Origin of the sequence: Limosilactobacillus portuensis (assembly GCF_014838735.1) — a bacterium.
In the GTDB taxonomy this organism is placed as follows: Bacteria; Bacillota; Bacilli; order Lactobacillales; family Lactobacillaceae; genus Limosilactobacillus; species Limosilactobacillus portuensis.
In genome coordinates this window covers 51,082-67,587 of the sequence record NZ_JABUXQ010000004.1, presented here as the reverse complement: position 1 = coordinate 67,587, position 16,506 = coordinate 51,082, and the positions used below count along the sequence as shown (strand labels likewise).

Annotated in this window: 16 protein-coding genes and 1 pseudogene; 10 read left to right on the top strand and 7 right to left on the bottom strand. The window is 39.8% G+C overall.

All coding sequences use genetic code 11. From position 1 onward, the window contains the following. The first annotated feature begins 212 nt into the window (after nucleotides 1–212). From HUK49_RS11135 to HUK49_RS02065, 5 genes are all read left to right on the top strand, one after another. Entirely contained in the window at nucleotides 213–629 is a 417-nt protein-coding gene (locus HUK49_RS11135) for a YSIRK-type signal peptide-containing protein (RefSeq protein WP_235980924.1), read from the top strand. Further along, nucleotides 604–2,013 carry a mucin-binding protein gene (locus HUK49_RS11535; protein WP_191912467.1) on the top strand — a complete coding sequence of 470 codons (1,410 nt, stop codon included), beginning with the start codon at nucleotides 604–606 and terminating at the stop codon, nucleotides 2,011–2,013. Before HUK49_RS11135 ends, HUK49_RS11535 begins: the two co-directional genes overlap by 26 nt. After that, entirely contained in the window at nucleotides 1,991–3,595 is a 1,605-nt protein-coding gene (locus HUK49_RS02075; RefSeq protein WP_191912466.1) for a mucin-binding protein, read from the top strand. The genes HUK49_RS11535 and HUK49_RS02075 overlap by 23 nt, the downstream gene beginning before the upstream one ends. Nucleotides 3,596–3,823: 228 nt before the next feature. After that, nucleotides 3,824–4,372, top strand: a complete 549-nt coding sequence (locus HUK49_RS02070; RefSeq protein WP_102168511.1) for an NADPH-dependent FMN reductase — start codon at nucleotides 3,824–3,826, stop codon at nucleotides 4,370–4,372. 140 nt (nucleotides 4,373–4,512) lie between these two features. After that, nucleotides 4,513–5,685 (top strand): iron-containing alcohol dehydrogenase, encoded by a 1,173-nt coding sequence (locus HUK49_RS02065; RefSeq protein WP_191910972.1) that lies wholly within the window; start codon nucleotides 4,513–4,515, stop codon nucleotides 5,683–5,685. Nucleotides 5,686–5,795: 110 nt separating this feature from the next. Here HUK49_RS02065 and HUK49_RS02060 read toward each other — a convergent pair whose 3' ends face one another. The 5 genes and pseudogenes from HUK49_RS02060 to HUK49_RS02040 form a co-directional block, all read right to left on the bottom strand. After that, a complete protein-coding gene (locus HUK49_RS02060; protein WP_191912465.1) occupies nucleotides 5,796–6,662 on the bottom strand; it encodes a DUF4097 family beta strand repeat-containing protein in 867 nt (288 codons plus the stop codon). Then, the gene (locus HUK49_RS02055; protein WP_102168514.1) at nucleotides 6,659–7,003 is read right to left on the bottom strand and encodes a hypothetical protein; all 345 of its coding nucleotides are present in this window, start codon (nucleotides 7,001–7,003) and stop codon (nucleotides 6,659–6,661) included. The genes HUK49_RS02060 and HUK49_RS02055 overlap by 4 nt, the downstream gene beginning before the upstream one ends. Before the next feature lie 18 nt (nucleotides 7,004–7,021). Then, nucleotides 7,022–8,512, bottom strand: a pseudogene (gene cls / locus HUK49_RS02050) (cardiolipin synthase). Nucleotides 8,513–8,669: 157 nt separating this feature from the next. Beyond that, nucleotides 8,670–9,128 carry an NUDIX hydrolase gene (locus HUK49_RS02045; protein ID WP_191912464.1) on the bottom strand — a complete coding sequence of 153 codons (459 nt, stop codon included), beginning with the start codon at nucleotides 9,126–9,128 and terminating at the stop codon, nucleotides 8,670–8,672. 12 nt (nucleotides 9,129–9,140) lie between these two features. Next, nucleotides 9,141–9,566: an OsmC family protein gene (locus HUK49_RS02040; RefSeq protein ID WP_102168517.1), complete on the bottom strand. Its 426-nt coding sequence runs from the start codon at nucleotides 9,564–9,566 to the stop codon at nucleotides 9,141–9,143. A 456-nt stretch (nucleotides 9,567–10,022) separates the two neighbouring features. On the opposite strand from HUK49_RS02040, the gene HUK49_RS02035 reads away from it, so the two are divergent. From HUK49_RS02035 to HUK49_RS02025, 3 genes are all read left to right on the top strand, one after another. Further along, nucleotides 10,023–10,244, top strand: coding sequence for a transcriptional regulator (locus HUK49_RS02035; protein WP_102168518.1), 222 nt, complete (start codon nucleotides 10,023–10,025; stop codon nucleotides 10,242–10,244). A 103-nt stretch (nucleotides 10,245–10,347) separates the two neighbouring features. After that, nucleotides 10,348–12,546, top strand: a complete 2,199-nt coding sequence (locus tag HUK49_RS02030; protein WP_326515718.1) for an ATP-dependent Clp protease ATP-binding subunit — start codon at nucleotides 10,348–10,350, stop codon at nucleotides 12,544–12,546. A 104-nt stretch (nucleotides 12,547–12,650) separates the two neighbouring features. Then, nucleotides 12,651–13,001 (top strand): type II toxin-antitoxin system PemK/MazF family toxin, encoded by a 351-nt coding sequence (locus HUK49_RS02025; RefSeq protein ID WP_102168519.1) that lies wholly within the window; start codon nucleotides 12,651–12,653, stop codon nucleotides 12,999–13,001. A 75-nt stretch (nucleotides 13,002–13,076) separates the two neighbouring features. Here the strand turns inward: HUK49_RS02025 and HUK49_RS02020 are convergent, their stop codons facing one another. Both HUK49_RS02020 and HUK49_RS02015 read right to left on the bottom strand, forming a co-directional pair. Further along, on the bottom strand, nucleotides 13,077–13,358 hold the full coding sequence (locus tag HUK49_RS02020) for a hypothetical protein (protein ID WP_102168520.1): 282 nt from the start codon (nucleotides 13,356–13,358) through the stop codon (nucleotides 13,077–13,079). Between the two features lie 38 nt (nucleotides 13,359–13,396). Beyond that, a complete protein-coding gene (locus HUK49_RS02015) occupies nucleotides 13,397–13,975 on the bottom strand; it encodes a GNAT family N-acetyltransferase (protein ID WP_191912463.1) in 579 nt (192 codons plus the stop codon). A 128-nt stretch (nucleotides 13,976–14,103) separates the two neighbouring features. Here HUK49_RS02015 and cls (HUK49_RS02010) point away from each other — a divergent pair, with 128 nt between their 5' ends. Together cls (HUK49_RS02010) and HUK49_RS02005 are read left to right on the top strand one after the other, a co-directional pair. Further along, entirely contained in the window at nucleotides 14,104–15,582 is a 1,479-nt protein-coding gene (gene cls / locus HUK49_RS02010) for a cardiolipin synthase (protein WP_102168522.1), read from the top strand. Nucleotides 15,583–15,615: 33 nt separating this feature from the next. Further along, a complete protein-coding gene (locus HUK49_RS02005) occupies nucleotides 15,616–16,383 on the top strand; it encodes a sulfite exporter TauE/SafE family protein (protein WP_191912462.1) in 768 nt (255 codons plus the stop codon). Nucleotides 16,384–16,506: the final 123 nt, after the last annotated feature.

Sequence of the window (16,506 nt, the reverse complement as noted above, 5' to 3'; positions counted from 1 at the left end):
AATCCTTAAGAAATATTGTGATCCAACTTAATAATATTTTCCTTGTGATGGCGTTATAGTAATATATTACATATAGATTACAAGGATATTACAATGATGTATCTAAAAGCGGATAAAGATAGGTTTAACCCCCTATGAAATAGTGCGGATAGATAGGAAGTAACTTTGTAATAATGCTACTTTTTATTACTAACTCACAGGAGGATTAACACATGTTATCAAAGAAAAACATACAAATGATGATTCGCAAAGGTCAACCGCAAAAACAGCGGTTTGGTCTTCGAAAATTAAGCATTGGTGTAGCATCCGTACTTTTAGGATTAACTTTCCTTGGTGCGAGTAGTGCTTCAGCCGACGAAACAGTTAATCAAGGAGAACAAGCAGTTCAAACAGAATTAGCAACACCCCAACCGGTAGAAATTACCGGGAGTGAAAGTGCGAGGCAACCAGACAATGATGAGGTAGCGAGTAGTAGTACAGCAGAAGCGACACCAGTTTCGAGTGAAGTTACTTCGCAAGTGGTGGCAAACTCAGCAAGTGCAGTACAAGATCAGACGCCACCTAGTACACAACCAGTAACCAGCGCTACTCCAGAAATTGTGTGTGGGGGGGACGGTAGGCTCGACTAGTGACCCTGCTTCAGGTGTCCCACAACAGAATGGGGTAGAAATTAAGTTCCATGATCAAGATGACTACAATAGTGTCCTTCCTGACTATGTTTATATCCCTGGAAAAAATCCGGGCGATAAAATCACGATGGATGAAATTCTTAATTACCTGCCTGAAGGATTGGAAATTGTGGGTAACCAGCCTCAAGAATTTGAAGTGACTGGTGAACCTTTACAAAGTATCTCAGTCTACGTAAGGCACATTATTGAAGAAAAGACGGAAAGTAAAGATGTTGAGCAGATTATCTATGGTCACTATGGGACTAATAAGGAGATCCTCAACCACCAAGTAGTGACGTTTACTAGGGTTGTAAGGTATGATAAGTACACCAACCAACTAGTTGTTGTTCAAGACTGGCAACCAAGTTTAACGTTCCAAGACTACACAGTTGTTCCTAAAGATGGTTTTTTAGCTAACCAATCAGTGGTTAAGGGGACAACGGTGAATAGTGATTCTAATACGGTAACGATTGATGTCATGATGAAGAAAAATGAAGTCAGGACAGAAACAAACACGGTCACTCGGACGATTATCCTGTACTTACCAGATGGAACAACGAGAGAAATTGTACAGACGGTAGTGTTTACTCGTGATATTATTACTAACCCGTGGACAAATGAGACAACATATGGAGAGTGGACCACGGATAAAGATTCATTTGATAGTTACCAGGCAGGAGAAATTGACGGAGTAATGCCAGACCGAACAGAGATCAGTCAAGTTACGGTTAAGCCAGGAACTAATAGTTGGATTGAGGAAATTAAGTATCCTCAAAATGAAGTAACAACGGAAACTCGTGATGTCACCCGGACAATCAAACTGATCTTACCGAATGGCAGTATCAAATATGTTCACCAAACAGTAACGTTTACTCGTCAAGTGACTAAAAAGGCAAATGGTGAAATCGTTTATGGCGAATGGGATGAACCTGGAAAGATGCTTAGTGGCTATTCACCGGAAGAAATTGATGGTTACAAACCGGGTGTAGAATACATTCCGAATGTAGTAGTTAATCCTGAAACTAAAAACTTTGAAGTTGAAGTTCGTTATGAGGCAGCGTACTCAATTACAACTGAAGAAAAGGTAATTAATCGGGTAATCTACCTCCATCACCCGAACGGAACGGTTGAACCAGTTAAACACTCAGTAACGATAACCCGCGAAGTAAGGACGAATTTACAAACCGGTGAAAAGGAATATGGTGAGTGGACAAGGGCTCATTTTGCAGAATTTGTTGTGCCACCTGTTGAAGGACACGCTCCAGACACTGAAAGATTCGATTCCGTAGAAGTGGATGGTGAGACAGGAGATCTAGAACACCATGTTAACTACCTTGCCCCATGAAGTTAATAGTGAAACTAAAACAGTTAACCGAATAATTAAAATCGCAATGCCAGACGGAACTTTGCAGACGATTATTCAAACAGTAACATTTGTTAAGCATGTTACTAAGCACCCAGTAAATGGTGAAATTATCAGTGAAACTGAATGGGTAGTCGATGGTGATTCCGTATGGGATGAATTCACAACTCCGGCACTTGATGGTTATACACCAGATATTACAAAGCTGGATGCAGTAACTCCTGATGCTGATACTGAAGATAAGCACATTTACATTAGTTACCGAGAAAATAAGGTTGAGACTAGTGACAAGACGATTAACCGAGTAATTAAATTAATCTTGCCTGATGGTACGGTAAAGGAAATTCCACAGACGGTTACGTTCACATACGAAAAGGTTATCAACCCATGGACTGGGGAGATCATTTCTGAAGGCTGGCGCCAAAGTGAATTGTCATTTAATGAACAGGAAATTCCTGAAATTGACGGCAAGAAACCCTCAGTAAGTGTCGTTCCAGAATTAACAGTAACTCCAGATACTGAAGATTCAGTAGTAGAAGTTCGCTATGAAGCGGCATATTCAACTGCAACTGAGGAAAAGACAGTTAACCGGGTAATTCACCTTCACCACCCAAACGGCAAGGTCGAAAAGGTTAACCACACCGTAACGTTAATTCGTGAAGTAAAGACGAATTTACAAACCGGTGAAAAGGAATATGGCGAATGGTCGACTGGGCAGTTTGCAGAGTTTATTGTGCCAACGGTTGAGGGACATGTTCCAAATATTGAAAAGATTGAGCTGATGGAAGTTAATGGGGAAACAGAGGATCAGATCCACCACGTTAACTACCTGGCCCACCAAGTTGATGCTAATACTAAGACGGTTAACCGGGTGATTAAGGTTACGATGCCGGATGGAACCGTAAAGACGATTACCCAAACCGTAACGTTTGTTAAGCACACTACTAAGCATCCAATAAATGGTGAAATTATTAGTGAAACTGAATGGCAAGTTGATGGGAATGGAACATGGGCTGAATTTATCCCAGAAAAGGTTGATGGTTACACACCAAGTCAGGAAAAGGTAGAAGCCGTAACGCCGGATGTTAATACTGAGAATGTGTTGGTAGAAATTAGCTACAAGCAAAATGAAAAGCCAACAGATCCGGACACCCCAGATAAACCAATCACCCCAGATACACCTGATAAGCCGGTAAGTCCTGAACAACCAGGAAATTCAAATGGACCAATAGACGCAGATAAACCAGCAGGCTCAGATACGCCGGCTAATTCAGGCAACTCCGGTCAACAGGGGAATGAAAATTCAGCTTCTGCAACTACTAGTACAGTAAATGCCGCGGCTCCGGCAACTGTTCAGCTGACTTCTGCAGCAATTTCTGAACAAGTTAATGTAAAAGAAGTTGATAATAACGTTAAGAAGACGAGTCAGGATAACCAGCAATTACCACAAACTGGTGAAAAACAGAGCCCAGGATTAATTACTGGAACAATGCTCGTCCTGGTAACCCTCCTTCTCCAATTACTAACATTTAGTTTAGTGAAAAAGAAGGGAAAGACTGAATAGTAAATGAATGGGAGCGTGACAGAAGTCATTTATGACTTCGTTTTCACGCCCCCGCGAGCGCAAATAGGGTTCCAGAGTTCGGTTATACCGGACACTGGAACCCATTTGCGTACCGCGCTGTTCGTATTTGAACTTGGTAAAAGTACTTATGTCACAATCCTATTCTTTTGTTTTAAAGGCTAAATATGGTTATGATGAAGGCAAAGACAATTGATGGGAGTGATTTCAATGAAAAAGGTTGGAATAGTTGTTGGTAGTACACGTCCTGGTCGGCGGAGCAAGCAAGTTGCTGATTGGTTACAGAAACAATTAGCGGTAAGCACAAAACTAGAATTTAATGAAATTGACTTAAGAGCAATCGACTTACCATTTTTAGATGAAAGTAAAATACCAGCACTCGGCCAGTACGAACATAGCTATACACGTGAATGGAGCAGCCTAATCTCAAGCTATGATGGCTTGATCTTTGTTTTCCCGCAATATAATTGGGGCTACCCGGCAGTACTCAAGAATGCACTTGACTATTTGGCAAACGAGTGGAAGGATAAGCCAGTCAGTTTAGTAACGTTTGGCGCTCACGGTGGAGCTCAAGCACAGATAGCAATGCGACTAGTGATTACCGGGTTTCACATGAAACAATTGGCAATTAACCCGCAATTAAAGATTAGTCCATCCGATTCAGTTGCAGAAGTTGATCGGATTCTCCATACTTATGATCCAGTTGCTCAATTACTACGAGCAGAATTTGAAAAAGATTTAACAAAAAAGGCGGAATAAATAATCTAAAAAATCTTGTAATGAAACAAATAAGTTAATATGTCTATATTCTAATGGTTATTAGGCAATTATAATTTGCAATGCTCTTCACAATGATTCGTAATGTAAGTGCATACAAGTAATCCAAGGAGGCTATTGCAATGAATAGACAATTTGACTTTCTGATGCCTAGTGTTAATTTCTTTGGCCCAGGTGTAATTGAAAAGATTGGTGATCGTGCTAAGATGCTGGGAATGCACAAGGTACTGGTTGTTACCCAAGATAACTTGGCTGCGATCGACAATGGACCAGTTAAGCAAACCCTTGCATCATTGGAAAAGGCTGGTGTTGACTACGCTGTCTTCACTGGTGTAGAACCTAACCCAAAGATTCGGAACATCAAGGCTGGTAAGAAGATGTACGAAGATGAAGGTTGTGACTCAATCATCACTGTTGGTGGTGGATCAGCTCACGACTGTGGTAAGGGAATCGGAATTATTTTGACTAATGGTGACGATATTACTAAGTTAGCCGGAATTGAGACTTTAAAGAACCCACTACCACCATTGATGGCTGTTAATACTACTGCCGGAACTGGTTCAGAATTAACCCGTCACGCAGTTATTACTAACGAAAAGGACCACTTGAAGTTTGTTGTTGTTTCATGGCGTAACATTCCATTGGTATCATTTAACGATCCAATGCTGATGTTAGATGTTCCTCAATCAGTTACTGCTGCTACTGGTTGTGATGCCTTTGTTCAAGCAATTGAACCATACGTTTCAGTTGACCACAACCCAATCACTGACAGTCAATGTAAGGAAGCTATTCAATTAATCCAAACTGCATTGCCTGAAGCAGTTGCTAATGGTCACAATATTGAAGCACGGACAAAGATGGTTGAAGCAGAAATGCTTGCCGGAATGGCATTTAACAATGCTAACTTAGGTTATGTTCACGCAATGGCTCACCAACTTGGTGGTCAATATGATGCTCCACACGGTGTTTGCTGTGCATTATTGCTTACTACCGTTGAAGAATATAACATTATTGCTTGCCCAGAACGGTTTGCAGAATTAGCTGAAATTATGGGTTACGACACTACTGGTTTAACTACCATGCAAGCTGCACAAAAGTCAATTGACGGAATGAAAGAAATGTGCAAGGCTGTTGGTATTCCAGCATCAATCAAGGAAATTGGTGCTAAGCCAGAAGACTTCCCATTGATGGCTGAAAACGCATTGAAGGATGGTAATGCATTCTCCAACCCACGGAAGGGTACTAAGCAAGAAATAATTGACCTTTACCAAAAGGCTTATGATGGTATCTACTAATAAATAGGTAAGATAACACAACTAAAAACTTAAACAACTCCTAAAAAGAGCTTCAAAGTTCGAAAAAAACGAATTTTGAAGCTCTTTTACTATTTGTTTCATGTGAAACGTTACTTAATAGTGTTATCGCCACTAACGTTCTTGAGGTAGATGACGTTTGGCTCAGTGGTATTTCGTTCGAGCGAACCACCGCTACGATGTTTCCGCCTTAAATTGTTATTACCGCTTTTAGTTGTGAGTTTAGCACCGTCAATGGTCGATTTAGTAATCGAATTATCCCCGCTTTGGTTAGTAACTGAATAATGACCGATAATAGTTAATCGCTGACCGTTAAAGTTACCAGATGTTAACGAAGAACATCCCTTGGTTAATGAAACCTTATTTAAATTAATATCACCACTAGTTGAAGAAAGTTTTGTCTGGATAAGGGACGAGTTACGAATGGTAATATCTCCGCTGGTAGTAATAATTTTTCCTTGATCAAACTCGCTGTTAAGGACATTAATGTCGCCACTATTACTCTCTAAATTAACCTTTTTGGCAAGAATTCGATTAAGCAGAAGTTCATTATTGACGTGACCTTCTATCTTAGTAAGACTTGCCTTTTGGGGAACAGTAACGATACAACGCTCTTTATCGGCATTGTTAAGTAACTGAAATTTAGCTAGTTTCGAATTGGTAACGGGTGTCTGCGTAATTTTTAGGACACCATCTTTAACCTGAGCATGAACTGCATGATTTTTATTTCCGTAATAGGAAACGGTAAAGTGGTTTCCTTGCTTAATAATTACATCAGCTGAACTAGCAGTAACTTTAATTTTATTAAATGACTTTCGGGTAAGAACATCACGATTAGCTGTTGATTCTTCAATTGGGGTCATTGGATCAAATGGTTGTTTATGACCTAAATAGGCGATTCCAGAAATGATTAATCCGCAAACAATAATAATGCTTCCCCATTTAAATGCGCGCTTCATTGTTTATTATTGCCTCCCAATCGCTTTTTAATAGCACTGATCACCCATTTTACTGCTTTGATTAGCCATTTAATGACCCAGACAAGAATAGGAATAATGATAACCAGAAGGCCAATTTCTATAACTAATAACCCAAAATAGAAGAAACTTGTCCAGATATTACTTGACCATTGCCTCATCATTTCAACAAGTGCAATGTTAGCAAACGAAAAGCCGGTAATAAGGATAGAAAGAATAGTCATGATAGCGATAAAAATTGCTGGAAGAATTGCTAGTACACCAACGATTATTAAAATTGCAATCAGAACATCTTTAATGCGCTTGGCATTTTCCGTGTTCATTTTAATTCCTCCCGTAAATTAGAAAATTGGTGCTAGAAGGTGAGAGAATTGCTGCTTAAACTTTAGCCACCGTGATTGATTTTCAAAATACTCTTCTGTCATTGGTGTGCAGTTGATCAGGTCATCCTCAAAAATCTTTTTAAGTTCACTAGAGAGCTGTGAATTATAGGTAAATGCATTTACTTCAAAATTAAGCTTATAGCTTCGGTAGTCCTGGTTAGCTGAGCCGACAGATGCAATGTTGGAACCACTAACCATTGTCTTAGCGTGGATAAAGCCATTATCATAGCGGTAAACCTTAACACCATTTTGAACAAGATACTTAGCATAGTATTCGGTCATTCGGTAAACAAAGGGATGATCAGGCATGCATGGAACCATTATTCGAACATCAACACCGCTTTTGGCAGCAATGATTAATGCTTCAAGAATTGAATCTTCAGGAATTAAGTAAGGGGATTGGATATAAACATATTTCCGTGCAGTAGCGATAATTCCCTCATACCCTCGTCGAATTGCGTAATTTTGGTTATCCGGACCAGAGGAGACGATTTGCATGGGAACTTCATTCGGATCGGCTGATTGGGGATGCTCAATCATAAAGTTCTTTAGTTCATCATCAATAGAAAACTTTGGCTTATGGGTTTTGCGGAAGGTGGTATTCCAATCCATTGCAAAACGAATCTCCATCATGACTGAAGCTTGACCAACCACTCTTAGATGAGTATCACGTCAGTAACCAAATTTAGGACTATCACCAAGATACTGATCGCCGATATTAAAACCGCCAATGTAGCCGATCTTGTGATCAATAATCACTAATTTTCGGTGGAGGTGGTAATTAAGTCGTGGTGAGGTATACCACTTAGATGAACTTGAAATAAATGCTTGAGCCTCACCACCAAGAGCTTCTAGTGATTCAAAGAACGATGGCTTGGTTCCACGAGAGCCACTAGCATCATAAAGAACACGAACTTTGACCCCTCGTTTAGCAGCACGAATTAATGCGGCAAGAATTCGTTTGCCAAGGTGATCAGCGTAAAAAGTATAGTACTCAACGTCAACTATTTTTTTGGCGTGGTTGATATCGTCAATTAGCTGTTCAAACTTAGCATGACCGTCAGTAAAGACTTCGACACGATTATCAAAGGTTAAGAGTGCCTCGTCATTATTAAGGTTTAAATTAGCAAGCATTCGTGCCCGGGGTTTCTGATTGCTTTGCGGTAGTAATTCGTGTTTTTCTAATAGTTGATGTTGTTTCTTGAGGAAAGTATTTTGATATTTAGCTTGTTCTTCTTGAATTGTAAAAATATCATCATGTGATAATTGACGACCAACGAACATATAGAGAATAAAGCCGACTACGGGAAATACTGATAGGACGAGCAGCCATGCCCAAGTAGCGGCAATATCCCGTCTGCTCCGAAAAACGGTCCAAATAGCAAATCCAATGTTAATTAGCCATAGTACTTCAATGATGCGCCGGATAACGTCCCAGGTCCAAATCATAATTTCTCTCCTTAATCGCTCTTACTACATAATAAAACTATTCTAGCATAATTAACGAAGAGGGTAAGTTAATGAGATAGGCAGCAAAACGAAGAAAAAGAAATCATCCTCACATTCTGAATTAAACAGAGTATGGGGATGATTTATCTAGTAATTTCTATAATTGTTCGACATAATTTTTAATCAGCTGCCACATTTCAGCATGTTGGTCATTGAAGAACTTTGGTGGTTCTTTTGCAAGATCAAAGTACTGGACTTTAACAGTTTCATCGGGCTTAGTATTAAAGTGCTTTTGCGTAGCCAATTTAACGAGGTAGAAGGCATTAACTGGTTGAACTTGATCACCGTTTGGATAAGTATAAAAATCTTGATCCTGAAGTTTCAACAACTTCACGGGAGTAATTTCAAAACCAGCATCTTCTTTGAATTCTCGTTTGACAGTGTCACTAAACGACTCACCGTATTCCATATAACCACCGGGGAATCCCCAATCACCAGTATCAGCACGTGCTTGAAGAAGAACTTGCTGATCGTGGTTAAGCAATGCTCCTGAAGCACTAGTCATGATTAAGGGCTCGTGGCCAACCATGCTCCGGATCTTTTTAATGTATGGCATTCTCATAGCACCTTATTCCCGTACAAAATTATTGGCAACAAATTTTGTACCAAATTCAAGGGTATTCCTTACTGGACACTTCTTTTCGACATCGGCAAGAAACTGTTTAATATCTTCGTCAGATTCGTCTGAACGAAGGTGGGGTGTAAAGCGGATTTCAGTAAATTTCCGTCGACTTTCTCCAGTAGCGACATCTTCGCGGTCGAGATCACCGTCAATATCGATCCAGAAAGCTTGTAAGTCGAAATTCCGCTTGTCCGCTAAGGCTTGGGCTGTAATTGCAGTACAAGCACCAAAAGAAGTTAAGAGAATTTCTACCGGATTCATCCCTGTATTAGTACTATTTGGTTCATCAAAGGTAATTTCAAATCCTCGTGTTCCAGCAGCAACCTGCATTCCAGTAGTAGTTTTTGTGGCTTTTACCTTAAATGTACTCATTTGCTTATCCTCCCTTTATTTGGTAGCAATGGATCTAAACTTTTATCTAACTGTTTCAAGTATGCCTGAATCGATGATGGTAAGCAATAAAAATGCTTGTTCAAATTAATGGCTGTTCCTTAGCAAATTCTCATAAAAGAGAGTAGGACAGAACTATCTTTAAAATAGTAAAGAGACTGGGGTAATTCCCAGCCTCTTTACTGAATTGGAATGAGTAAAGTAGTAATTTCCAGACGCTTGGGGAACATCTGGGAATGGAATGTTAGCACACAAAAGAAAAGGGATTACAAGGATACTAAATTATTCATTCCTCAATTGATTAAAAGATTACTAATATTCTAATTCATTTTTAATCAAAGTCAATAACTTTTTAAAATTTTTTTGGATTTTTTGATACTCCACACTTGTGTTATACCACAAATGTGATATAATTATTAATGTAAAGGAAGTGAAAATATGCGGATTAATATTAAACAGTACTTGGAAGTCCATAACTTAACGATTTATCAGGTATCAAAACGTTCCGGATACGGTTACACCACTTTACATAAATCCTTTAATAAGCCACAGTCGAGCGCAACGCCACTGAATTTAAGGGATTTGGATGCTTTAGCTCAGGCACAGCATAAACATATGTGGGAGGTCCTGAAAGAATTAGAGGAACACTATTTAACATAGATAATGCGTTATATTAGCTTCGAGATATGAAAGCACCTATAATAAACATAACAATAAATTTTTTATTAATTTGATTAAAGGAAATTAAGGGAGGAATGTACTTATGGCACAAAATCCAATGAACCCATTTGACGGAGACATGAACGACATTTTTAACCAATTAATGGGTGGAATGAATGGTCTCAATTCTGATAACCGCCGCTACCTCATTAATGGTAGAGAAGTTACTCCTGAAGAATTTGCTCAATATCGTCAGACCGGCAAGCTACCTGGTGGGGCTGCTCCACAACAACCAGGGCCACAACCTAATGAAGGTAAGGAAAGCATCTTATATAAGTTAGGACGGAACCTAACTGAAGAAGCTCGTCGTCACGAACTTGATCCAGTTATTGGACGGAATAAAGAAATTCAAGAAACTGCTGAAATTTTAAGTCGGCGGACTAAGAATAATCCAGTATTAGTTGGTGATGCTGGTGTTGGTAAGACTGCTGTTGTAGAAGGACTTGCTCAAGCAATCGTATCTGGTGATGTTCCAGCAGCCATTAAGGATAAGGAAATTATTAGTATCGATGTTTCTAGTCTTGAAGCTGGTACTCAATATCGTGGTAGTTTCGAAGAGAACATGCAAAAGTTGATTGATGAAGTGAAGAAGGCTGGCAATATTATCCTCTTCTTCGATGAAATTCACCAAATCATTGGCGCTGGTTCTGCTGGTGATGCTGATGGCTCTAAGGGTATGTCTGATATCATGAAGCCAGCACTATCACGAGGTGAAATTACCGTTATTGGTGCAACTACTCAGGATGAATACCGAAACACAATTATGAAGGATGCAGCTTTGGCACGGCGGTTTAACCCAGTAACAGTTAACGCTCCAAGCAAGGCTGATACAATTGCTATCCTAAAGGGAATTCGTGACTTGTATGAACGTCACCACAACGTTAAGTTGCCAGATGATGTTCTTCAAGCTGCAGTTGACTACTCAGTTCAATACATGCCACAACGGTCATTACCTGACAAGGCAATTGACTTAGTAGATATGACTGCTGCTCACTTAGCTGCTAAGCACCCAGCACACGATGCAAAGCAAATTGAAAAAGACATCGAAAACGAAAAGAAGAAGCAAAAGGAAGCAGCCAAGAAGGAAGACTACAAGACTGCTCAAGCTGCTAAGGAGAAGATTGCTGATCTCGAAAAGCAATTAAAGGAAGGCTCCGAAAATGACAAGGTTACTGCAACCCCTGAAGATATTGCTAACGCTGTAGAACAAATGACTGGTATTCCAGTTTCTAAGATTGGTGCTAGCGATGTTGAACGGTTGAAGGACATGGACAAGCGGCTTGAAGGCAAAGTCATTGGTCAAGATAAGGCTGTTGAAGCAGTAGCTAGAGCTATTCGTCGTAACCGTGCTGGATTTGATGAAGGCGACTCACCAATTGGCAGTTTCCTCTTCGTTGGTCCTACTGGTGTTGGTAAGACTGAACTTGCAAAGCAATTAGCTCTCGACATGTTTGGTAGCAAGAATGACATTATTCGTTTGGATATGTCAGAATACTCAGACCGGACAGCCGTTTCTAAGTTAATCGGTGCAACTGCTGGTTATGTTGGTTATGATGACAATGGCAATACCTTAACTGAAAAAGTTCGTCGTCACCCTTACTCAATCATCTTGTTAGATGAAATTGAAAAGGCTAACCCTCAAGTTATTACCCTCTTGCTCCAAGTTCTTGATGATGGTCGTTTAACTGATGGTCAAGGAAACACTATCGACTTCAAGAACACGGTAATTATCGCAACCTCAAACGCTGGATACTCCAATGATGCTCCAGTTAAGTTAGGTAACGACAACGATGAAGAAGACTTGATTAAGAAGTTAACTAATTACTTCCGTCCAGAATTCTTGAACCGGTTCAACGCAATTGTTGAATTCCACAGTTTAACTAAAGAAGACTTGAAGAAGATTGTTGACTTGATGTTAGCAGATGTTAACAAGACTTTGGCTAAGAAGGGAATGGACGTTAAGGTTACCCCAACTGCAAAGCAATACCTTATTGATGAAGGTTATGATGAAGCAATGGGTGCTCGTCCACTTCGCCGGGTTATCGAACGTGAAATTCGTGACAAGGTAACTGATTACTACCTTGACCACCTTGATGCAAAGCACTTGGTTGCTGAAATGAAGGATGGTAAGTTAGTAATCGTTGATGCTAAGGATGCTGCCAAGGATGACAGTGACCAATACAAGTCAGAAAAAGCTGACAAAGACGAAGATAACGATAAAAAAGCTGAAGACGACAAGTAGTCATTAGGCTTTGATGAGGAAAGAAGATAGGGAACTTGTTTCCTATCTTTTTTCTTTTTAAAATGAAACTATAACGATGATAAACCTAAGGAGAAATTTACCGAATGAAGGCAAAAGAAGTAAAACGAGGGGACATTTTTTATGCCGATCTTTCACCGGTAGTGGGTTCGGAACAAGGAGGGCAACGACCGGTTTTGATTGTTCAAAATGATATCGGCAACCACTTTAGCACGACCGTTATTGTGGCACCAATCACCACGCATTCACAAAAGAAGCCAATGCCGACACACGTTCCACTGACGGCTGAAGTAACCGGGATTCCCCGAAATTCAGTTGTTTTGCTGGAACAAGTTCGGACGATTGATAAGCAACGACTAATGGATCGGATTGATCACCTTGATGCTTTGGTAATGAAAAAGGTTAATCATGGATTGCGAGTGAGTCTTTCTTTGTAATTAAAATGACGGGGTTAGAAAAGTATATCATTTTCTAGCCCCGTCGTTTTATTCTTTTATTATTTTAAGTGCTAATTAAGCAGCGTTCTTTTTTAGTTGGTTGATCTTAATTTCAATCAATCCAGCTCGTTCACCGAGATCAAAAAATTCTTTTTGAAGCCTAAAGAGGCGACTTTGGATTGCTGTACTAGTAGGCAGCCATTGTTGGTTTAAGTACATCTTCCAGAAGTCATCATCTGGCTTTAAGCCAATCCGCTTACTAAGTTGTTCGATTTCTGGATGAATCTTTTGGATCTTATTGACTAGTTCATTGTGTTGGCGAACTAAATGACCAAGATCATTTTTTGCGTACTGCATAAAATCCCTCCTATAAGTAAAGTTATATCTTACACTTTCTATTTTAGCAGTCCTTTCATAAAGTCGTTAGTAATTCTTGTAACTTTGTAGCCATGATTGAGATTTAGTTCAAAGGCAAGCCGTCTTGGGTCGTTTTTGTCATTAACAGTAACGTTGCCACAACGAACGAAGCCCAAATTGCGAGCCAACCTTTGCATTTGTTTATTCTTTTCGTGTGTATCAAGGCGGAAGTCATTACGTCCTTGGAGTTGACCAACAGTAATTAAATTACTAAACAGAAACTTAGCAAGGCCTTGACCGCGATAGCTACTGGAAATAGCGACCCGATGAATTGTGGCGTATGGAGCGTGAGGATGGCTCCACTGACCGTTACTAATATTCTGGTATGAAGGTTCAGGAGCAAGTTGGAGAACCGCGGTTCCAGCAATTCGATTGTTTACGATGAGAACCCAACTTATTTCCTGGGAAATATCACGACTAATCATTGCCCGATCAGGATGGCCATCTTGCCATTGTGGATTATCTGCTTCTTTAAGCGCTATACGAGCCTCTTCGATAATTTCCATAATGGTGTTTAAATCTGCTAATTTAGCGCGTCGAAGATAAATTGTTGACATAGTTAGGTTAACCTCAATTCATTAATAAATTGGCTATATTATAAAACAAAAAGAAAATCTTTGGAGTGGCCATTGGTTATCTAATTTTAATGAGTTAGAATTAAGGAGACAAAAAGGGGGTGCCGTAATTGATACTAACGTGGAGTGTTATTAAATGGCTGTTGCTAGCAATCGTTGTTATTAACGAAATTGCGGCACTATTTACAGTTTTTAGAGAAAAACGGGATATTGCTGCAACTTGGGCATGGTTGCTTGTGCTGCTTTTACTACCGGTAGTTGGTTTCATTATTTATGCGTTTCTTGGTCGAAAGTTGCCACAGCGGCGGTTAGAGAGGATTAAATCGCAGACACAGTTAAAACTAAAGCAGGCAGTTGATCGGCAAAAGGTTCAGTTTCAAAACATGCCGAAGCCTAAGCATTCAACTGCTCAGATGTATCGACGGACGGTAATGCTTTTTCAAAGTTTAGATAATGCCTTCTTAACTCGTCACAATAATGTCAAAGTTTATGTAGATGGTGATAAACTATTCCAACAACTTTTTGCTGACATTGAAGCAGCCCAAAAGAGCATTAATATTGAATTTTATACAATCTATAATGACCAGATCGGAAATGAATTGCGAACCTTGTTAGAGCAGAAAGCAGCAGAGGGTGTAGAGGTTCGTGTGCTTTATGATTCATGGGGTTCGATGGGGGTTCGTGCTGATTTCTATAACGGCCTTCGTAAGCGTGGTGGCTATGCAACACCATTCTTGATGACCCATAGCAACTTTATTGATTTTCGGTTGAATTACCGTGATCACCGAAAAATTGTTGTAATCGACGGCAAGATTGGCTATGTTGGTGGTTTTAATGTTGGTGATCAATATCTCGGGCGGGTGAAGAAGTTCGGCCCGTGGCGTGATACTCATCTCCGAATTATTGGTGGTGGCGTATATAGCCTGCAACAACGGTTTATTCGTGACTGGAATGCTTCAGTCAAACATCAAGAAAGCCGAATTAAGCATTTTCGGCGGTTCTTCCCTGAAATTAAATTAGATAAGAATCAACTTAAGAATGAAACATCGCTGCAGATTGTTTCTAGTGGTCCAGAATCACCACAGGAAAACATTAAATTAGGTTATCTGCGGTTAATTAACGCGGCGACTGATCATATTTGGATCCAAACACCATATTTAATTCCAGATGATAGTGTGATCGATGCGCTTCAAGTGGCTGCTCATTCGGGAGTAGATGTCAGGATAATGATTCCATGTAAACCAGATCATCCATTTGTTTACCGAGCAACCCAATATTACGCTCGGGTATTAGCAAATCATGGTATTACTATTTACTTTTACGAAAAAGGCTTTTTGCATGCCAAAACGATTATGATTGATGGCAGAATGGCAAGTGTTGGGTCTGCAAACCTTGATTTCAGAAGTTTTAAGTTAAATTTCGAGATTAATTCCTTTATTTACGATCGCGATATGACGGATAAGCTAGAGCAAATCTTTGTCAATGATATCCGTAGTTCAAGGGTGATTACTCCAGAAATGTTTGCTAGCCAATCGCGGTGGCTGCGGTTTAAACAGACGTTTTCACGACTGCTATCGCCGATTCTGTAAGATTTTATAAGTTAGTTTGATAGGGAGAGAAAAATGGCAGGAATTCCATCGATTGGAACGTTAATTTACTTATTACTTGGCGGTGTTGTTGCGGGAATCTTAGCTTCAGCAGCTTCTTTTGCTTCGCTGGCATCATATCCACTCCTTTTGAGTGTTGGTGTAGCCCCAGTTTATGCCAATGTGACAAATGATGCAGCACTGATTTGGAATAGTCTTGGCGCAGTATTTGCGTCTGGAAGGGAACTTCATGGCCACTGGCGTCAGGTATGGATCTATGGTTCCTTTACTGTGATCGGTTCAATTATTGGCTGCTTCCTTTTACTTGCTTTTCCGGGGAAGGTTTTTGAACGGGTGGTTCCGTTCTTTATCTTAATTGCGGGTGCAATGATTTTAATTTCAGGGAAGCACCAACCCGACTTAACTAAACAGAAACCCCAATGGCTAAAGAGTTTGTACATTTTTCTTCTGGTAGTTGTTGGAGGGTATGCAGGCTACTTTGGTGCCGCAAGTGGAATTGTGATTCTAGTATTATTAACATACCTGAGTGATGAGGACTTTCTAGTAGCAAACGCAATCAAAAATGCAGTTTGTGGTTTTACTAATCTTGTTGCCTTGATTATCTATTCGTTTACATCAAAAATTTATTGGTGGGACGCAATTCCAATGGCGGTGGGAATGTTTATTGGTGGTTATTTAGGACCAATTGTTTTACGTTATATCCCTGCTAAGCTGATGCGCTGGGTGATTGCATTACTTGCCTTAATTCAAGCGGTCATCTTCTTTAAGCAGGCATACTTATAAAAATTTTGGAGTGGGACCTTGCTACTAATATGGACTGCTCCTTTTTTAAATAACTTACCTAAACATTTGTTCGATGTCTATGGTAAAATAAAATCTGAATTTATGCGAAAAGGATGGATCATC

Excerpts from the sequence above, each read along its gene's own strand:
- HUK49_RS02065 (WP_191910972.1), top strand. The coding sequence starts at position 4,513 with ATGAATAGACAATTTGACTTTCTGATGCCTAGTGTTAATTTCTTTGGC.
- HUK49_RS02015 (WP_191912463.1), bottom strand. The coding sequence starts at position 13,975 with ATGTCAACAATTTATCTTCGACGCGCTAAATTAGCAGATTTAAACACC.
- HUK49_RS11135 (WP_235980924.1), top strand. The coding sequence starts at position 213 with ATGTTATCAAAGAAAAACATACAAATGATGATTCGCAAAGGTCAACCG.
- HUK49_RS02070 (WP_102168511.1), top strand. The coding sequence starts at position 3,824 with ATGAAAAAGGTTGGAATAGTTGTTGGTAGTACACGTCCTGGTCGGCGG.
- HUK49_RS02055 (WP_102168514.1), bottom strand. The coding sequence starts at position 7,003 with ATGAACACGGAAAATGCCAAGCGCATTAAAGATGTTCTGATTGCAATT.
- HUK49_RS02075 (WP_191912466.1), top strand. The coding sequence starts at position 1,991 with ATGTTAACTACCTTGCCCCATGAAGTTAATAGTGAAACTAAAACAGTT.
- HUK49_RS02045 (WP_191912464.1), bottom strand. The coding sequence starts at position 9,128 with ATGCCATACATTAAAAAGATCCGGAGCATGGTTGGCCACGAGCCCTTA.
- HUK49_RS02060 (WP_191912465.1), bottom strand. The coding sequence starts at position 6,662 with ATGAAGCGCGCATTTAAATGGGGAAGCATTATTATTGTTTGCGGATTA.
- HUK49_RS02020 (WP_102168520.1), bottom strand. The coding sequence starts at position 13,358 with ATGCAGTACGCAAAAAATGATCTTGGTCATTTAGTTCGCCAACACAAT.
- HUK49_RS02005 (WP_191912462.1), top strand. The coding sequence starts at position 15,616 with ATGGCAGGAATTCCATCGATTGGAACGTTAATTTACTTATTACTTGGC.
- HUK49_RS02030 (WP_326515718.1), top strand. The coding sequence starts at position 10,348 with ATGGCACAAAATCCAATGAACCCATTTGACGGAGACATGAACGACATT.
- HUK49_RS02025 (WP_102168519.1), top strand. The coding sequence starts at position 12,651 with ATGAAGGCAAAAGAAGTAAAACGAGGGGACATTTTTTATGCCGATCTT.
- HUK49_RS02040 (WP_102168517.1), bottom strand. The coding sequence starts at position 9,566 with ATGAGTACATTTAAGGTAAAAGCCACAAAAACTACTACTGGAATGCAG.
- HUK49_RS02035 (WP_102168518.1), top strand. The coding sequence starts at position 10,023 with ATGCGGATTAATATTAAACAGTACTTGGAAGTCCATAACTTAACGATT.